The sequence below is a fragment of the Pseudomonas sp. Tri1 genome (genome assembly GCF_017968885.1).
In the GTDB taxonomy this organism is placed as follows: Bacteria; Pseudomonadota; Gammaproteobacteria; order Pseudomonadales; family Pseudomonadaceae; genus Aquipseudomonas.
The window spans coordinates 4,601,952-4,618,711 of record NZ_CP072913.1 but is presented as its reverse complement, the minus strand read 5'-3'; the positions used below and the strand labels follow the sequence as shown (position 1 = coordinate 4,618,711).

Annotated in this window: 16 protein-coding genes, 4 tRNA genes and 1 pseudogene; 18 read left to right on the top strand and 3 right to left on the bottom strand. The window is 54.7% G+C overall.

Annotation, left to right across the window (positions count from 1 at the left end; all coding sequences use genetic code 11):
* Positions 1 to 12 precede the first annotated feature (12 nt).
* The 7 genes from J9870_RS19865 to J9870_RS19835 all read left to right on the top strand — a co-directional run bounded on the left by J9870_RS19865 (position 13) and on the right by J9870_RS19835 (position 4,641).
* Positions 13 to 573, top strand: coding sequence for a CvpA family protein (locus J9870_RS19865; RefSeq protein WP_030142022.1), 561 nt, complete (start codon positions 13 to 15; stop codon positions 571 to 573).
* 41 nt (positions 574 to 614) lie between these two features.
* Positions 615 to 2,120 (top strand): amidophosphoribosyltransferase, encoded by a 1,506-nt coding sequence (purF, locus tag J9870_RS19860; protein ID WP_003203840.1) that lies wholly within the window; start codon positions 615 to 617, stop codon positions 2,118 to 2,120.
* A gap of 58 nt (positions 2,121 to 2,178) precedes the next feature.
* The gene (locus J9870_RS19855; RefSeq protein ID WP_210639632.1) at positions 2,179 to 3,390 is read left to right on the top strand and encodes an O-succinylhomoserine sulfhydrylase; all 1,212 of its coding nucleotides are present in this window, start codon (positions 2,179 to 2,181) and stop codon (positions 3,388 to 3,390) included.
* Positions 3,387 to 4,160 carry an SDR family oxidoreductase gene (locus J9870_RS19850; protein ID WP_210639631.1) on the top strand — a complete coding sequence of 258 codons (774 nt, stop codon included), beginning with the start codon at positions 3,387 to 3,389 and terminating at the stop codon, positions 4,158 to 4,160. Before J9870_RS19855 ends, J9870_RS19850 begins: the two co-directional genes overlap by 4 nt.
* Positions 4,161 to 4,264: 104 nt before the next feature.
* Positions 4,265 to 4,340 (top strand) — tRNA-Val (locus J9870_RS19845).
* 58 nt (positions 4,341 to 4,398) lie between these two features.
* Positions 4,399 to 4,475: transfer RNA gene (locus tag J9870_RS19840), tRNA-Asp, on the top strand.
* Between the two features lie 89 nt (positions 4,476 to 4,564).
* Positions 4,565 to 4,641: transfer RNA gene (locus tag J9870_RS19835), tRNA-Asp, on the top strand.
* A gap of 228 nt (positions 4,642 to 4,869) precedes the next feature.
* On the opposite strand, the gene J9870_RS19830 is transcribed toward J9870_RS19835, so the two are convergent.
* The gene (locus tag J9870_RS19830) at positions 4,870 to 6,153 is read right to left on the bottom strand and encodes an FAD-binding oxidoreductase (protein ID WP_210639630.1); all 1,284 of its coding nucleotides are present in this window, start codon (positions 6,151 to 6,153) and stop codon (positions 4,870 to 4,872) included.
* A 183-nt stretch (positions 6,154 to 6,336) separates the two neighbouring features.
* On the opposite strand from J9870_RS19830, the gene J9870_RS19825 reads away from it, so the two are divergent.
* The 3 genes from J9870_RS19825 (at position 6,337) to J9870_RS19815 (ending at position 8,041) form a co-directional block, all read left to right on the top strand.
* Positions 6,337 to 6,413, top strand: a tRNA-Val gene (locus J9870_RS19825).
* A gap of 85 nt (positions 6,414 to 6,498) precedes the next feature.
* Positions 6,499 to 7,143: a hypothetical protein gene (locus J9870_RS19820; protein ID WP_210639629.1), complete on the top strand. Its 645-nt coding sequence runs from the start codon at positions 6,499 to 6,501 to the stop codon at positions 7,141 to 7,143.
* Positions 7,144 to 7,387: 244 nt separating this feature from the next.
* A complete protein-coding gene (locus tag J9870_RS19815; protein ID WP_210639628.1) occupies positions 7,388 to 8,041 on the top strand; it encodes a hypothetical protein in 654 nt (217 codons plus the stop codon).
* Between the two features lie 906 nt (positions 8,042 to 8,947).
* On the opposite strand, the gene J9870_RS19810 is transcribed toward J9870_RS19815, so the two are convergent.
* Complete coding sequence (locus J9870_RS19810; RefSeq protein ID WP_210639627.1) at positions 8,948 to 9,247, bottom strand: hypothetical protein; 300 nt, start codon at positions 9,245 to 9,247, stop codon at positions 8,948 to 8,950.
* Positions 9,248 to 9,635: 388 nt separating this feature from the next.
* On the opposite strand from J9870_RS19810, the gene J9870_RS19805 reads away from it, so the two are divergent.
* The 6 genes from J9870_RS19805 (at position 9,636) to J9870_RS19780 (ending at position 15,260) form a co-directional block, all read left to right on the top strand.
* Positions 9,636 to 10,544 (top strand): hypothetical protein, encoded by a 909-nt coding sequence (locus J9870_RS19805; protein ID WP_210639626.1) that lies wholly within the window; start codon positions 9,636 to 9,638, stop codon positions 10,542 to 10,544.
* A 71-nt stretch (positions 10,545 to 10,615) separates the two neighbouring features.
* The gene (locus tag J9870_RS19800) at positions 10,616 to 10,990 is read left to right on the top strand and encodes a DUF6152 family protein (RefSeq protein WP_210639625.1); all 375 of its coding nucleotides are present in this window, start codon (positions 10,616 to 10,618) and stop codon (positions 10,988 to 10,990) included.
* 694 nt (positions 10,991 to 11,684) lie between these two features.
* Positions 11,685 to 13,022: a hypothetical protein gene (locus J9870_RS19795; RefSeq protein ID WP_210639624.1), complete on the top strand. Its 1,338-nt coding sequence runs from the start codon at positions 11,685 to 11,687 to the stop codon at positions 13,020 to 13,022.
* Positions 13,023 to 13,435: 413 nt separating this feature from the next.
* Positions 13,436 to 14,194 (top strand): hypothetical protein, encoded by a 759-nt coding sequence (locus J9870_RS19790; protein WP_210639623.1) that lies wholly within the window; start codon positions 13,436 to 13,438, stop codon positions 14,192 to 14,194.
* 331 nt (positions 14,195 to 14,525) lie between these two features.
* Positions 14,526 to 14,951, top strand: a complete 426-nt coding sequence (locus J9870_RS29595) for a hypothetical protein (protein ID WP_246883037.1) — start codon at positions 14,526 to 14,528, stop codon at positions 14,949 to 14,951.
* Positions 14,952 to 15,059: 108 nt separating this feature from the next.
* Positions 15,060 to 15,260: a hypothetical protein gene (locus J9870_RS19780; RefSeq protein WP_210639621.1), complete on the top strand. Its 201-nt coding sequence runs from the start codon at positions 15,060 to 15,062 to the stop codon at positions 15,258 to 15,260.
* 33 nt (positions 15,261 to 15,293) lie between these two features.
* On the opposite strand, the pseudogene J9870_RS29590 reads toward J9870_RS19780, so the two are convergent.
* A pseudogene (locus J9870_RS29590) lies at positions 15,294 to 15,410 on the bottom strand (DUF6434 domain-containing protein); the annotation flags it as partial.
* 71 nt (positions 15,411 to 15,481) lie between these two features.
* On the opposite strand from J9870_RS29590, the gene J9870_RS19775 reads away from it, so the two are divergent.
* Both J9870_RS19775 and J9870_RS19770 read left to right on the top strand, forming a co-directional pair.
* On the top strand, positions 15,482 to 16,123 hold the full coding sequence (locus J9870_RS19775) for a hypothetical protein (protein ID WP_210639620.1): 642 nt from the start codon (positions 15,482 to 15,484) through the stop codon (positions 16,121 to 16,123).
* 106 nt (positions 16,124 to 16,229) lie between these two features.
* Positions 16,230 to 16,736, top strand: coding sequence for an AAA family ATPase (locus J9870_RS19770; protein ID WP_210639619.1), 507 nt, complete (start codon positions 16,230 to 16,232; stop codon positions 16,734 to 16,736).
* Positions 16,737 to 16,760: the final 24 nt, after the last annotated feature.

Genomic DNA, 16,760 nt, shown 5'->3' with positions numbered 1-16,760 from the left:
GTAGGCTGCACCGTGCCATTTACCTGGGTTGACTGGGCGATCGTTGCGATCGTCGCCATCTCCGCATTGATCAGCCTGAGCCGCGGCTTCGTCAAGGAAGCCCTCTCGCTGCTGACCTGGATCATCGCGGGGGTCGTAGCCTGGATGTTTGGTGGTTCGCTGTCCCAGTACCTCGCCGGATACATCGAAACTCCGTCGGCTCGCGTGATCGCGGGCTGTGCCATCTTGTTTATCGCCACCTTGCTGGTCGGCGCAATGATCAATTATCTGATCGGCGAACTGATTCGCGTCACCGGGCTTTCCGGGACGGACCGGTTCCTGGGCATGGCCTTTGGCGCAGCGCGTGGCGCGTTGCTGGTGGTCGTGGCCGTCGGGCTGTTGAGCCTGGGGCCGGTACAGCAGGATACGTGGTGGCAGGAGTCCCGGCTCGTGCCACAATTTTTATTGGTCGCAGACTGGTCCAAGAACCTGATCCTGGGTTGGAGCAGTCAGTGGCTTGCCAGCGGTATCAGCGTACCCGCTGAAATACCGTTCAAGGAACACCTCTTGCCGACGGCCAAAACGCCGCAGTGAGTGTTGTTCAGTTCAGATCCATTAAGTAGGGGTTGCGTCGCATGTGTGGCATCGTCGGTATCGTCGGTAAGTCGAACGTCAATCAGGCGCTGTATGACGCGCTAACCGTGCTCCAGCACCGCGGCCAGGACGCTGCCGGTATCGTGACCAGCCATGACGGCCGGTTATTCCTGCGCAAGGACAATGGCCTGGTGCGTGACGTGTTCCACCAGCGCCACATGCAGCGCCTGGTCGGGCACATGGGCATTGGCCATGTGCGCTACCCGACAGCGGGCAGCTCGACTTCGGCAGAAGCCCAGCCGTTCTACGTCAACTCGCCATACGGCATCACCCTGGCGCACAACGGCAACCTGACCAACGTCGAGCAACTGGCCAAGGAGATCTACGAATCTGACTTGCGCCACGTCAACACCAATTCCGATTCGGAAGTGATGCTCAACGTGTTCGCCCATGAGCTGGCCCAGCGCGGCAAGCTGCAGCCTACCGAAGAAGACGTGTTTGCCGCCGTGACCGACGTGCACAACCGTTGCGTGGGCGGTTATGCGGTGGTGGCGATGATCACCGGTTACGGCATCGTCGGTTTCCGCGATCCCCACGGTATTCGTCCGATCGTCTTTGGCCAGCGTCACACCGACGAAGGCGTGGAGTACATGATCGCCTCCGAAAGCGTGTCCCTGGACGTGCTGGGCTTCACCCTGATTCGCGACCTCGCCCCGGGCGAAGCGGTCTACATCACCGAAGACGGCAAGCTGCACACCCGTCAGTGCGCGACCAACCCGAGCCTGACCCCGTGCATCTTCGAACACGTCTACCTGGCGCGTCCGGACTCGATCATCGACGGTGTCTCGGTCTACAAGGCCCGCCTGCGCATGGGCGAGAAGCTGGCCGACAAGATCCTGCGCGAGCGTCCGGACCACGACATCGACGTGGTCATCCCGATTCCGGACACCAGCCGCACCGCGGCCCTGGAGCTGGCGAACCACTTGGGTGTCAAGTTCCGCGAAGGCTTTGTGAAGAACCGCTACATCGGTCGTACCTTCATCATGCCGGGCCAGGCCGCACGGAAAAAATCCGTACGCCAGAAGCTCAACGCCATCGAGTTGGAATTTCGTGGCAAGAACGTGATGCTGGTGGATGACTCCATCGTGCGCGGCACCACCTGCAAGCAGATCATCCAGATGGCCCGCGAAGCCGGCGCCAAGAACGTGTATTTCTGCTCCGCGGCCCCGGCCGTGCGCTACCCGAACGTCTACGGCATCGACATGCCGAGTGCCCATGAGCTGATCGCTCATAACCGCACTACCCAGGACGTCGCCGATCTGATCGGCGCGGACTGGTTGATCTACCAGGACCTGCCGGACCTGATCGAAGCGGTCGGTGGCGGCAAGATCAAGATCGAGCACTTCGATTGCGCGGTATTCGACGGCAAGTACGTCACCGGCGACATCGACGAGGCCTACCTGAACAAGATCGAGAACGCACGTAACGATGCGTCCAAGGCCAAGACTCAGGCGGTCAGCGCGATCATCGATCTGTACAACAACTGATTAACCAACCGGCCCTGAGGGGCCGGTTTGCGTTTAAACCGATTTCAGGAGTGACAGCATGAGTCAGGATTGGGATGCCGGTCGGCTGGACAGCGACCTTGAAGGCGTAGCGTTCGATACCCTGGCGGTTCGCGCTGGTCAGCACCGTACACCGGAAGCCGAACATGGCGAACCGATGTTCTTCACCTCCAGCTACGTGTTCCGCACCGCTGCCGATGCGGCGGCACGGTTTGCCGGTGAAGTGCCGGGCAACGTTTACTCGCGCTACACCAACCCGACCGTGCGGGCTTTCGAGGAGCGCATTGCCGCCCTGGAAGGCGCCGAGCAAGCCGTGGCCACTGCCACCGGCATGGCGGCAATCATGGCCGTGGTGATGAGCCTGTGCAGCGCCGGTGACCATGTGCTGGTTTCGCGTAGCGTCTTCGGCTCGACCATCAGCCTGTTCGAGAAGTACTTCAAGCGCTTCGGTGTGGACGTCGATTACGTGCCTCTGGCGGACTTGTCCGGTTGGGACGGCGCCATCAAGGCCAATACCAAGCTGCTGTTCGTCGAATCGCCCTCCAACCCCCTGGCCGAGCTGGTGGATATCGCCGCGCTGGCGGAAATCGCCCACGCCAAGGGCGCCATGCTGGTGGTCGATAACTGCTTCTGCACTCCGGCGCTGCAACAGCCGCTGAAGCTGGGTGCGGACGTGGTGGTGCATTCGGCGACCAAGTTCATCGATGGCCAGGGCCGTTGCATGGGCGGCGTGGTGGCCGGTCGTAGCGAACAGATGAAAGAGGTGGTGGGCTTCTTGCGTACCGCCGGGCCGACCCTCAGCCCATTCAACGCCTGGATCTTCCTCAAGGGCCTGGAAACCCTGGGCCTGCGCATGAAAGCCCATTGCGCCAACGCCCAGGTTCTGGCTGAGTGGCTGGAGCAGCAGGACGGCATCGAGAAAGTGCATTACGCCGGCCTCAAGAGCCATCCGCAGCATGACCTGGCTGCGCGTCAGCAGCGTGGTTTCGGTGCGGTGGTGAGCTTCGAGGTCAAGGGGGGCAAGGAGGGCGCCTGGCGCTTCATCGACGCGACCCGGCTGATCTCCATCACCGCCAACCTGGGTGACAGCAAAACCACCATCACCCATCCGAGCACCACCTCCCACGGCCGTCTGTCGCCCCAGGAGCGTGAAGCGGCGGGCATCCGCGACAGCCTGATCCGTGTCGCGGTCGGCCTGGAAGACGTGGCCGACCTGCAAACTGATCTGGCTCGCGGGTTGGCGGCCTTGTGATCGAGCTGGCAACGCCGCCGAGCGGCACTCATGGCCGGGTAGCACTGGTTACGGGCGCTGCACGCGGCATCGGCCTGGGCATCGCCGCCTGGTTGATCTGTGAAGGCTGGCAGGTGGTGCTGACCGACCTGGATCGTGAGCGCGGTTCCAAGGTTACGAAGACGTTGGGTGATAACGCCTGGTTCATCGCCATGGACGTGGCGGACGAGTCACAAGTCGCCACCTGCATTGCCGAAGTGCTTGGGCAGTTCGGGCGTCTTGATGCGCTGGTGTGCAACGCGGCCATCGCCGACCCGCACAACATCACCCTGGAAAGCCTGGACCTGGCTTACTGGAATCGCGTCCTGGCGGTGAACCTGGGCGGGCCGATGCTGCTGGCCAAGCACTGTGCGCCCTACCTGCGCGCCCACAACGGCGCCATCGTCAACCTGGCCTCGACCCGTGCCGCGCAATCGGAACCCGACACCGAGGCCTATGCGGCGAGCAAGGGTGGCTTGTTGGCCCTGACTCACGCCTTGGCGATCAGCCTCGGGCCGGAGATCCGGGTCAATGCTGTCAGCCCTGGTTGGATCGACGCCCGGGATCCGTCCGTGCGGCGTGCGCAGCCGCTGACCGACGCCGATCACGCCCAGCATCCGGCGGGCAGGGTCGGCACGGTAGAGGACGTGGCGGCGATGGTAGCGTGGCTGTTGTCGCGCAACGCCGGTTTCGTCACGGGCCAGGAGTTTGTGGTGGACGGCGGCATGACCAAGAAAATGATTTATAAGTGAGTGCGGTTGCGGGTGCCGTTTGAAACTGTTTTTGAAAAAAATCCAACCCTGCTATTGACTTAGCTTCGGTACCTGCGTAAATTTCGCGGCCTCAACGAAGCAAAGGGTGATTAGCTCAGCTGGGAGAGCGTCTGCCTTACAAGCAGAATGTCGGCGGTTCGATCCCGTCATCACCCACCATGTTTTACGAGAGTCTTGCGAAAGCAAGATGGAAGCTGTCAAAAGCCTCCACCGACGCGCAGCGGTAGTTCAGTCGGTTAGAATACCGGCCTGTCACGCCGGGGGTCGCGGGTTCGAGTCCCGTCCGCTGCGCCATATTTTCCGAAGCAGGTTCGCCTGGTTCGAGATCCAAACCCAAGGGTTTAGGTCAGACGAGTTAACTGGACGCAAGTCCATAGCGATACGCAGCGGTAGTTCAGTCGGTTAGAATACCGGCCTGTCACGCCGGGGGTCGCGGGTTCGAGTCCCGTCCGCTGCGCCATATCTGCTTCGAGGCCCACTGAACGCCTTGAAGCTAGGAAGAAAGCTGCAAAGCTACTTCTAGTCGATAGCAAAGACCCTGGTCGAAAGACCGGGGTTTTTTGTTTTCGGGATTTGAAAGATTGGAAAAGCCCCTGGCGAGGGAGCTTGCTGTGGCGAGGGGATTTAGCGAAACGTCGCACCGCCCCGCAGGGCTGCGAAGCAGCCCTTTGGCGATGTGTTGTTGTTCTCAGAACCCCAATTTATCCCGCAACCCGTAATACCAAGCCCCCATCGCCGCGAACGGCGTGCGCAACAACTGACCGCCGGGGAAGGGGTAGTGCGGCAGGTCGGCAAACGCATCAAAACGCTCAGCCTGACCACGCAGCGCCTCAGCCAGAACCTTGCCTGCCAAATGCGTATACGTCACGCCATGACCGCTGCAGCCCTGGGAATAATAAATGTTATCCCCCAGGCGCCCGACCTGCGGAAGACGCGACAGCGTCAGCAGGAAATTTCCGGTCCAGGCGTAATCGATCTTCACGTCCTTGAGCTGCGGAAATGCCTTGAGCATCTTCGGGCGAATGATCGCTTCAATATTCGCCGGATCCCGCGCGCCATACACCACGCCACCGCCGAAGATCAGACGCTTGTCCCCCGTCAGTCGGTAGTAGTCGAGCAGGTAGTTGCAGTCTTCCACGCAGTAATCCTGGGGCAGCAGGCTATGAGCCAGCTCATCGCCCAACGGCTCGGTGGCGATCACCTGGGTACCGCAAGGCATGGATTTGGCCGCCAGCTCTGGCACCAGATTACCCAGGTAAGCATTGCCGGCCACGATAATGAACTTGGCCCTGACCTTGCCCTGCGGCGTATGCACAACCGGGCTGGCACCGCGCTCGATGCGCACCGCCGGCGACTGTTCATAAATCACCCCGCCAAGGGACTCCACGGCCGCCGCTTCACCCAAGGCCAGGTTGAGCGGATGAATATGCCCGCCGCTCATGTCCAGCATCCCGCCCACATACTCCTCGCAAGCCACCACCTCGCGTATACGGCGCTGATCCAGCAGCTCCAGCTGGGTATGCCCGAAACGCTCCCATAAACGCTTCTGCGACTCCAAATGGCCCATTTGCTTGGCAGTGATGGCCGCGAATACGCCACCGTCCTTCAAATCACACTGAATCTGATACTTCGCCACCCGCTCGCGAATAATCCGTCCACCCTCGAACGCCATATTGCCCAGCAGCTGCGCCTGTTGAGGGCCAACGCTACGCTCGATCACATCAATGTCGCGGCTGTAACTGTTAACGATCTGCCCGCCGTTGCGACCCGAAGCCCCAAAGCCGACCTTCGCCGCTTCAAGCACCGTCACCTTGAAACCGTTTTCCAGCAAAAACAGCGCAGAAGACAGGCCGGTGTAACCAGCGCCGATCACGCAAACATCCGTCTCGACGTCATCCTGCAAGGCAGGGCGCGGAGGAACCGGGTTGGCCGACGCGGCGTAATAGGACGCTGGATAGGATGTGTTCGCCATTCTGCAACCTCTGTTTTATATTTTTTACGAATGCGCCGATCCTACCCGAGATAAAAATTGGCCGCCAGCCACCGCAAAATCTTCGTCGCATTGGCGAAATTAAATATTTTGCATATTCATAGGGTTAGGTGAAAAAAAGGTGTTGACACCCCTCCGGAATTCCGTAGAATGCCGCCTCACAGCAGGCACGTAGCTCAGTTGGTTAGAGCACCACCTTGACATGGTGGGGGTCGTTGGTTCGAGTCCAATCGCGCCTACCAAACAAAATCCGCTCTGCTGGGCGGTCTAGAAGGGCCCACCGAAAGGTGGGCCCTTTTTTGTTGGCGCACACATAAGGACATGGTCATGCGGGTTGTCACTTCCCTAACTTTTCTTTCTATAGCACTTGCTGGTTGCTCTGGAATACCTTCAGTTCCATACGAAGAGCCTACTCAATCAGAGGGAATGGCGCGTGTTCGCGTTATCACGAACTCCGATGCGTATGGAGACAGCATCATCGGCAGTTGCGCTCCTGCTACCCGGCACAAGATGGCTGAAGCCGGACGTTTCGGGTCGGACGGTACGGCGAACATCAATTATCCGCAGTATCCCCTGAAGTCGGCGAGCATTGGCATACCGAAAAGAGTTTGGCCCAGTCTTATCCAGTACGTCCCTGCAATTCGGATGGGGGAAGGGGCCTATAAAGAGGTCGTAACCGAGTATCGCGTTAGGACGGATTTGCCATTTCAAATTGCAACCCTGGGCGCGACCATTGCGGGCAATGGCAGTTCTTACCGGTCCTGTGGTGGCCAGGCGCTCGTTTACAAGCTGGAGCCAGGGAAAGACTACGAAGCGGTGGTAGGGGTGGATAGCAGACCAGGCAAAGATGGCGAGCAAGCGCTTATTTGCATGTTGGCGGTTCTCGAGCTGAGCGCGGTGCCTGGCACTTCCATTGTGATTCCCCAAAAGTTGACGCCTGCTGCGCCTACGCAGGTGGTCTGCAAAAACTAATAAGCACAGCCCGCCGTCGAGCGGGCACTTGACTCCCGTTATCTTGCGCTAGAGCGCTGCGTTGAGGGTAGCGATCAGAGTTAGGTGAGAGCTGGACGCTGTGGTTTGTTGCTACTTTTTTAAAGTTTTTGAATGAGAGGGGAATTGAGTGCGGCGAGGACCTGATTGGGTAGTTTGGTGTGTCAGTTTTGGACTGTTTATAGCGGGAGGTATTTTTTTTAAAATTATCCCTGGCAAAATAAGTATGACCGATTTTGTGGGAATAGTTTCTGCCATAGGAACATTTGCTGCGGCGGTAGCTGCTTGGCAAAGTGCAAAAATTTCGAAGGACGCAGCAATCCAAAGTCGCAGTGCGACTAGATTCAACGAGTTGACCTCCCACAAAAAACACTTCGATGAGCTCCTTCAGCAGGTTGAGCGTGATTTGGGGGTTGTTTTCTATAATGGTACAAAGCTCTATGATGATATTTTTCCCAATAATAGAGATTTAACTAAACCGTTCTCAATTATAGGCACTGGGGAGTGCTTGCGTTCTTGGGAAAATACTTATACTGCTTTGGGTAATTTTTCTCATGGGGGTTATAAAAATTCAATAGGGATTCATCGGTGGGTAATAACTGCTATGCAGTTGTCGAGTAGTATGCAGATGCGTAATCTGCAAAGCGATTGTCAGCAAATATATTTGGACGGTTTTACTCCTACGGGTTTTGATGAGGAGCATCCTGCTAAATATATGATTAAAGTCTGTGATGTGTTGAATAGAATTTATCAATTCAGCTTTGTTGACATTTCTGTAAGTGTATTTCCTACTTCAGGTGTTTTTGAAGAAGCATTCAAAGAATATTTTTTATCCATCGTGAGTGGGGATGCAAATCATCAGTTTCGCGGGCCTCGATAAATTTTAGATGCCACGTACTGTTTCAGCAGCGAAAAGGGGGGGGCGGTTTTTTTTGCTTCGCTGCGCTGAGAGTTTTTATCGAATGGATTCGCTTGGATCAACTGGCAGCGAGCTAGAAAATAAATCTGAGAATCATCTGGCCGACCTCCCCAGCTCACAGAGGTGGCGCAAAATTCAAGGTGCGAACTTAGACTTTTGCTGAGGATGCCGTGATGAAATTCTGTGGCATAGACCTGCATTCGAACAATAGTGTTGTCGTGGTTACCGACGAAATGGACAGAGTCCTGGTGAGCTGACGCTGTCCCAATGAACTAGTGCTGATAATCGCTCTCCTCGATCTGCACCGTGACGAGTTGGGCGGCGTGGTGGTCGAGTCGACGTACAACTGATATTGGCTGGTCGACGGCCTTATGGCTGCGGGCTTGAACGTCAAATTGGCGAACCCGGTGGCGATGAAACGCTATGACGGTTTGAAACACTCGGACGATAAGGATGATGCAGTATTCCTCGCGTATTTGTTGCGACTGGGGATTCTGCCGACGGGCTATATTCATCCGCCGCATGAACGAGCGCTACGAGATTCGGCGCGTAAACGAAAGTCCTATAAGTTAGCACTCTGTGAGTGATAACCTACGAGCTCTTCTATAGATGATATTGGATACAGTTATGACAAGCTGTTTGAGGACGCTCGGAGCTAGCCTCGCTAACAGTGTAGTGATCCCCGCCGCTTGGTTATCGGGGCTTGCGACGATAGGACTCTTATGGGGCATGATAGAGTTTTCGCCCGATAAGCTTACAGTCGAAGGACGTCAGCTCTTCCTGGCTTCTGTTTCTATTTTTTGCCTCGCCATATGGCATTTGATACGGCGCAAGAGACGAGCAAAAGCACTTATAGCATCCATCAACCTAAAAGAAGGTCTGAGCCTTGACGATACTCAGCTGCTCGGCTATCCAAGCCCCATATTTTTTGCCTTTGACCTCTCCAACAAGAAACTCGCTCAATGCCAAAGCGCCACCGGCGACTATCAAATTCGGGACCTCACGTGGGTAACAGGCTGGCAGTGTGAGTGGCAACAGATTGACCGCAAGGTGTCGGGCGGGGTTCTTCAGATAGTCGATGGGGCGGGCATGAGTGTTCCAGCCGACGAGATTCGGCGTAGATTCATAAGATTCTCGCTGGTTTTGACGGTTGCCGATACAAGTCATCCTCTTCTCCGTTTTCCAATGAACCGGAGCGCCGCTGAACGGTGGTGTACCCGGTGCAATGTACTTTTCAAGTGCTGAACACGAAGTATCACACCAGAAGATAATTATCTTTAGAACTCGCGGCAGCGCTGATGCTAACGGAATGGAGAAGGGAACAGATTTATTTTTTGTTTCGCTGCGTTGAGAGTTTTTATCGAATGGATTCTCTTGGATCAGCTGGCATAAAAATAAATCTATCCCCTTTTCCGTACTCTCCAGTCCTTTTCAGTCGGGCTCCTCATCGCAACAGCATACGAAATGCCGATTTGGGTTAATCATGTTCCTTCGCCCTCAGTATCATTGGTCAAAGCTTGATCACTCCGTATGCAGAGGATTGGTACAAAGAGGGATGGGTGCCATTTCGCGCACTATCTACTTCTATAAACCATTGAAGGCGCAGATAAAACCTATGAACATCAGGAAGATCCGGTTTTCTTATGTTGCAGTAGCACTTGCAACTTTGGTGACAGCAAGCGTTTTTTCGTTGTCGGCCAATGCTGCAGGAGGGAGCGCTCCACCTGATCTCAGCGGCCTTTGGGTGGCTCCTGGTGCCGGACTCGATCCATCGAGTCGCGCTACCGGATCAGAGGGGGACGACTCACTTGGCGAGGCACCGGAACCGCTCTTCGGTATCCTCCCTGAATATAAAGGCGTGTACCTCGAGAGCTTCAAGAAGCGCAACGAGGCTTTGTCAAAACTTGGTGTCGGGTTCAAATCGACATGCAAGTTACTCGGCATGCCGACCATGATGTCTAGTCTGTACGCCGTAGAGATCTTGCAAACACCCAAGCAGATCAACTGGTCTCAGGAGCTCTACAAGGAGACCCGCAGAATCTATTTGGATGGACGCTCTCATCCCGATCCCGAAGAAGTCCCACCAACGTTTAGCGGGAGCTCAATTGGACACTGGGAGGGAGATGTACTGGTTGTAGAAACTAAACACGTCCGCCAGGAAACCACGCTAGGGGAGTTTGCCCAAGCTGAAGATGCGATGGGCCATAGTCCACTTATGACCATCAAGGAACGTATCTTCATCAACGGTGACGGGATGCTTCAGGTCGATACCGTGGTTGAAGACCCACAGGCGCTCGCCAAGCCATGGAAATTGGATCCGATCATCTTGATGCGCGCACCGAAGGGGACTGAATTTCTTGAGTACATTTGTGAGGACAACAACACTGAAACAATCGATCCGACAACCGGTCGGGAAGTCACTAATATCCCTGAGCGAAGCAGTCCACCCTCGACTAATAAATAAACAATAGCGAGTTCGCCTCCACAATACGTGCACTTTGGTCTGAGTGCGAATAATAATGAAGGGTTCGTCAATTGAATATTAAATCTATACTTCTTGGTTTGGCCCTGATTGGTGTGCCCGTTACTTTTGCGTTTGCTCATCATTCCTACTCGGATTTTGACATGAGTAAAATGGTGGAAATCAGCGGTATCGTAGCTGAGGTTCAATATCGAAATCCGCATGTCTGGGTATTCGTTGATGTGGATGATCAGGGGCAACCCCAAAGCTGGGCTGTTGAGGCAGGCGGACCAAACATCCTGATGCGCCAAGGATGGAAGGCGAACACGCTGAAGGCCGGCGATAAGGTAGATATACAACTGGCCCCGATGAAAGATGAAACTAAAAGAGGTGGCGCTCTCCAAGCAATGCGCTTTCCTGACGGTAAAGTCATCGGAACGTGGAAATAGCCTCTGCGCTGGGGGCGGCTGAAATCTTCTTCGGTATGAAGTCATATCGGTGCCGATGTTGAGTCGGCTCCGAAGCGTTACGTCAGAATTCTCGACACGCTATAAACAGTAAGGCGCATCAAACAGGCTTTCGCCAGCAACGGTAATGGCTGGGGCGATGTCTTGCAAATAGAACTCTTCCTCTACGTACCCATGCTTGGTCACGTCGATGAGTTCAGTGCCTTCTCGCTTGGCCGAAGACAGTGGAGGCCGATCTGAAGCCGGTTCCGCTACTGTCATTGGTATCTGCGGTACTTGCGCCCAAGTCGAGCAATCGATGGCTTACGATAACCATATTCTTATTATGAACTTTCATCTCTGATGGATATAGGGCACTCCCCATAGAGTGTATCCAAAGTCGACAATCTGAACGGTATTTCCAACGCTAATTTGCTGCTCGTTATCAGGCATTCGCCTTGGTGGATGCACTGATTTTGTGCGCCTTTATTGGGGGCTAAAAACTCCACCAGCGCTGCTATAAGTGCCGATTTGGGATATCAAATTAGCCTGATATTACATTAGCTTGATTGGCTGAAATATTCCCAGCATGAGAAACGCCCACCCATCATTTTTTGACTGAAATTGGGCGTCTCTGGTGGATTGAAGCAAGGTGCACAAGGCGGAACCACAGAAAATATAATAAGAGACATACACAATGCGCGCAGCAAGAAGTATTCCTTTCGCTTCAGCCATTCTGATCTATTCGCTTTGCCAACAGGCGCAAGCTTATAAGTTGTATGATGAGGATGATGGTGCAACCTTTCTGAATGCAGAACTGATGGGGGCGGTAGGTTTTTTTACCCTCAATAGAAACTATCTGGGCGATCCTGATAGAAACCCAAGTCGAATGAACTGGCAAGAGGGCATTATCAAGTATGGCTTTAGCGGTGCTACCGATAAAATACCTGCAGGTTCGGTATACGGTGGTTTCAGCCTTCTCAGTACAGGCTCTTTTGGTGACGGCGACCCCGGCGGCGTTACTGCTGGTAACGAGCATGCCACCACGGTTGAAGAGGCCTACATCGGTTGGCGCTCAGGCGAAATGTTTCCTGCGCTGGGTCAAGACGGTGTTGATTTATCCATTGGCCGTCAGTTGGCTGCAACTGATAGTTTCATGGTCGTAGAGGACGGCTTCTCACCAGGCAATGCTTTTAATCCAGACCCCAATCTGCCATACGGTTCGTTCGACCGCGGCGGGGCTTACACTTTGGGGATGCGTTTGGCATTTGCTAACACCGTAGTACTGCGTTTAGGTGGAGATGAAGGCCTGCATGGTGATCTGATGTGGATCAAATCGAATAACCGTATCGAGGGTGAAGCTGAATTTGCAGTTACCAATATTGACTACACCACGGACTTCGGCACCATCGGCACCACTTACATTCAAGGCCTCGATGTGAACAAGAAATGGGTCCAGGGCGTTACTGCCGAGCGCGACAGCCTTAAGGCCTACAGCATTCGTGGTGAAAGTAGATTAGGAATTGAAAATGCTGATTTTGCTTTTGAAGTTGCCCTTCAGAACAACAAAGGTCGCACCGAAAATGGGATGTACTTTGATGTGGGCTACACCTTTGCTGACGCCTTTTGGAAACCCCTGCTGAGCTTCCGACAGTCGCGTTTCAGTAAAGACTGGGATCCGATCTTCCCAGGTGGCTACCGTAAGCGTTTCCCAGGTGAGGTAGGGGCAGGCTATGCCGGTCCTACTACTAATAATTACAAAACGAACGACGTGTTCCTATCGCTTCATCCCACTGATGATCTGTCCCTCAATGCTCAGTACTTCGTATTCACTCAACTGAGTGATCGCGATAAGGGGGACATGGGAGGCAAAGAGCTTGATCTTTCCGTGGATTGGATGGCTACCGAGAACATCGTAGTTTCCCCACTGATTGGTTTCTTTAAACCTAATCGCTGGCTGGGGAATGGTGGCCTACAAAGTGGTGATGACTCCATCGCCACTCTCATGCAGCTAACTGTGTGGTTCACTTATTAATTAGGTTGTGGGCTGCAGAGGACCCAGTCGTGGCTCCGCTGCAGTCTTGAAAATGTCTTATGAAGGCTCAGTCGTGTGCCGCGAGTGGCAGAGACGCAAATTCCTACACAAACCTCGGAAACCAGTGCATTGCAGCCCCTGGATGTGCAACCTGTTGCCTCTCTCTCGCCCAGATGGCGGTTCGGGCGTGGCGACTCGATTGAATGAAGCGCAGCAGCTGCGGGGCTTTTTTGCAGTGTTTATGGCAGCTGTGCGCGGGAGACTTATAAATCGCCCGCTTCACAAGATGGGAGAGCTTTAAAACGCAAGGCATCTACCCCTTTCTCTGATAGCGTTACGTGAAAGGGACATGGATGGGTACCGCGAATGGGCAAACCAGGTGTTCCGATGTCCATTCGGAACGAGGACCGTTAATGCCGTACAACTACACGAACGGCCGCTACCTGGTCTTCAAAGGCCGGGGCAGCGATGGGGCGCCCTTGGGCCGGATTCATCAGGACGGAAAAGTTCGAAACCTCCTGGGTGAGCCGCTGTACTACATAGACATGGACGAATATGCGTTCTGTTCGATCGATTTTACCTTTCAGGGCACTATACAAAAATGTCGCGGCACGTTTTGTGTGCTCAGCGACAAAACGCTTTTCACATTTTCCGAGATGAAAGTTAAACCATTGGGAAACGAGACCGAGGAGCAGGCGCTTCACAGGGAATTCAAAAGGAGGGCGCTAAGTTTGGCAGGGCAGATCGTCCAGGCGAAAAGTGAGATGGTGCAGGCACGCTTGGATATGGCCTGGTCCAATTTAAACCCTTTGCGCCGTTTCCGTGCCTTCCTCACGAGCCGAGCCCGCAGGGAGCGAGCATCGCCAGGGTGGCATTACAGAGGGTTAGAAAGTGCTCATGAGTTCAAATCGGAGTCTGTCCCCATCTCCTCAACGTCACTCGCGACAATGGTCTTGTGGGCTACGGATGCAAGGAAAACGCGGGCAGACCACGATGATGAGGCGATCCGATTACACATGAACTCAAATCGCGACCTGTCCCCAGCTTTCTGGTCTCCGCCGATTGAGGTGGGTTCCATAGCGGCATTTGCAGCAAGTCCCCGTCGTAGCTCGCGCTGGGAAGGCATCCAGTCAATCTATACTCCGCGTTTTGCCCGGACACTCGTCAATTGATTGGGACTTAAATGAAAAAGGTAGTTTTGGCTCTCTCGCTGGCCGCACTGGTAGCCTGCATGCCTTATCAATCAGTGAGCTCGCCAGATCCAAATTGGATGCGTCTGGGTGGCGAAGAGCCTGAAGGTTATCCAAGGACGTTTGTTGAGAACCTGAGCGGCAATTGCGCTCTGGTTACCGAGTCATGGACTGATGGAAGAATCAACGGTCGTCTTTTGTGGACCAAGAAGCAGTCTCGAAAGGCTGTTGCCTGCCCCTAGGCGTCTGCGTAAGGGCTGATTTCGCGCCGGGAAGAAGGGACAAACCACGATCATTCCCAGGAATGTATGAAATGAAATTGATTCTTGCGATGGTGTTGATGTTCAGCGGTTACGCCTTTGCCAGTTGTGGCAACATCGATGACCATGACCAGCGCGCCTACTGCAATGCCAGGGAGAGCGGCAGCAGTTGCGGGAACATCGATAATCACGATTTGCGTACGGCGTGTAACGCAGAGATAGGGGGGAGTTCTTGCGGCAACATCGATGATCATGACCAGCGCGCCTATTGCAATGCCAAGCAGAGCGGCAGCAGCTGCGGAAACATCGATAATCATGACTTGCGTGCGCGGTGCAACGCAGAGACGGGTAACAGTTCCTGCGGCAACATTGACGACCATGACCAGCGCGCCTACTGCAATGCCACGACCGGCAATAGCGGCTGCGGGAATATCGACAATCATGATCTGCGCGCCCTGTGTGAGTCCATGAAGCGCTGATTGGGGGCATCGGCGTTCGAGTGGGAATGGAACCCTGCATAGCGTTCTGCCGTGCGATGTATTCGCGTTGAAGCTGATTAAACAACGCGCCCGAGGAAGGGTTAATCAATGCCAAAGAAACTTCAGGAAAACAAAGCAGCAACGGCTGCTGACATTGAGCGCTCCATCCAGGCACTGAACAAAATGGCAGAACGCCTCTGGGGCGATGGTCGGGAGGCTGAGGCGAAAGCCCTGCTCGATGCCTTGGATGCTTTAAACAGGGCGCTCGATAGGATCAGGATTGGGGAGAGTCGCAGGGTTCTTCATTGAGCATTTAGAGTGTTTTACGTGATGCCCGCCGGTTCAATGGTCATTGCGATTCCGCTGCAGCCACTCATCGACGACCTCCTCAAGCGTTTTAGGTACGCCATCACGGATCCAGGCCATAAAATATCTATCTAATTTAAAGTTGTCGCCGCAAACAAACGGGCCAAGGCAAAGGGAGATATATTGCAATGGCGCGCGTGCCCCAAGCAATTCAAGGAAGAGTCATGAACAGGATGCTCTGTGTCGCGCTGAGCCTTTCGATTATCGCGTCATCCTCCACCGGATGCGCCGCAAAACCTGTGAAGGAACCGCTCAAAGTACCCCAAGTTTACGGCTACACCTTGAATCAGCCGCTTTCCCGCGATGAGTTCAAGGCTCTTTCCGCTACCGGAGGCGAGTCGAGCAGGGGGGGCAGAGGTTACAAGCGCGTCGATGACCAAGGCGATGCCTACGAGGTTTTCCTCGATCGTCAGACTCGCCCAGATTTCATTCGCAAGCTGAGTCGTGCTTTTGCTAGTCGGACCGAATGTGAGGCTGAATTTGAGGCGCAGGTCGTCCAGTTGAAGCAGCTCTTTGCCAGTCACAACATTGCGACTCGCGGCTTAGGGCCGGAGAGCCGTACGCTCGTGCCGGGTGATCGTTATGTCGGCTTGAACGCTATGGAATGCAATGTCCGTCGGCCTGATCAATCCGAACCCTATCGCTATGTCCTGAGCCTGTCCGAGGGCATCGTCGCGCCTCCGTCGAAACGAGGCCTGGGCGATAAGATCCACGATGCCTACGGGGCCGTTGGGATGACTGTGTTTGTGATCGCCCTGTTGCCGTTTGTGATGGTTGGTTTGGCCGTTGATAAGGCTACTGATTGAGTTTTGTTCGGATTCGGTTTCGGGGGAAGGGAACGACCATCAGGCAACTGCTGCCGCATAGCTAGTTGCCTACACTGGGATTAGCTCACTAATCGAAGGACATGGAATGCTCATCGTCTTCAGCGGCCTTCCAGGCACCGGAAAAACGACTATCGCCAATGATCTTGCCGCTACAACAGGCGCCGTGTACCTGCGGATCGATACGATTGAGCAGGCGATTCGAAACTCGGGCGCTCTTGCGCAAGATGTGGGGCGCAGTGGTTACATGGTCGCTAATGAGCTTGCCCTGAGTAATCTTCGATTGGGCCGCACAGTCATCGTTGATTGTGTCAATCCCGTCCTCGAAAGCCGAAGCGCGTGGAGCGAAATCGCCTCACAAGCTGGTGTCCGGTTAGCAAACATCCAGGTGGTTTGTTCCGAAAAAGATGAACATCAGCGCCGGGTCGAAACAAGGATCGCTGATATTCCCGGACTGACTCCACCAACCTGGCAGTCGGTACTGGATCATGAGTATGAGCCGTGGGGCGAAGCTCCGTTTCGCATAGACACAGCTCTAACCTCTCCGGTGCAAGCGGTCTCGATGATTATCAATCGGTTCCTGTCCAGTGAGTAATATCCGCCCGCGAACGCGATCACA

What these genes read in the sequence shown, in the direction of transcription:
- J9870_RS19830 (WP_210639630.1), bottom strand. Translation starts at nt 6,153, where the DNA reads ATGGCGAACACATCCTATCCAGCGTCCTATTACGCCGCGTCGGCCAAC.
- J9870_RS19815 (WP_210639628.1), top strand. Translation starts at nt 7,388, where the DNA reads ATGACCGATTTTGTGGGAATAGTTTCTGCCATAGGAACATTTGCTGCG.
- J9870_RS19790 (WP_210639623.1), top strand. Translation starts at nt 13,436, where the DNA reads ATGCCGTACAACTACACGAACGGCCGCTACCTGGTCTTCAAAGGCCGG.
- J9870_RS19805 (WP_210639626.1), top strand. Translation starts at nt 9,636, where the DNA reads ATGGGTGCCATTTCGCGCACTATCTACTTCTATAAACCATTGAAGGCG.
- J9870_RS29595 (WP_246883037.1), top strand. Translation starts at nt 14,526, where the DNA reads ATGAAATTGATTCTTGCGATGGTGTTGATGTTCAGCGGTTACGCCTTT.
- J9870_RS19795 (WP_210639624.1), top strand. Translation starts at nt 11,685, where the DNA reads ATGCGCGCAGCAAGAAGTATTCCTTTCGCTTCAGCCATTCTGATCTAT.
- purF (WP_003203840.1), top strand. Translation starts at nt 615, where the DNA reads ATGTGTGGCATCGTCGGTATCGTCGGTAAGTCGAACGTCAATCAGGCG.
- J9870_RS19820 (WP_210639629.1), top strand. Translation starts at nt 6,499, where the DNA reads ATGCGGGTTGTCACTTCCCTAACTTTTCTTTCTATAGCACTTGCTGGT.
- J9870_RS19855 (WP_210639632.1), top strand. Translation starts at nt 2,179, where the DNA reads ATGAGTCAGGATTGGGATGCCGGTCGGCTGGACAGCGACCTTGAAGGC.
- J9870_RS19780 (WP_210639621.1), top strand. Translation starts at nt 15,060, where the DNA reads ATGCCAAAGAAACTTCAGGAAAACAAAGCAGCAACGGCTGCTGACATT.
- J9870_RS19775 (WP_210639620.1), top strand. Translation starts at nt 15,482, where the DNA reads ATGAACAGGATGCTCTGTGTCGCGCTGAGCCTTTCGATTATCGCGTCA.
- J9870_RS19770 (WP_210639619.1), top strand. Translation starts at nt 16,230, where the DNA reads ATGCTCATCGTCTTCAGCGGCCTTCCAGGCACCGGAAAAACGACTATC.
- J9870_RS19810 (WP_210639627.1), bottom strand. Translation starts at nt 9,247, where the DNA reads ATGACTTGTATCGGCAACCGTCAAAACCAGCGAGAATCTTATGAATCT.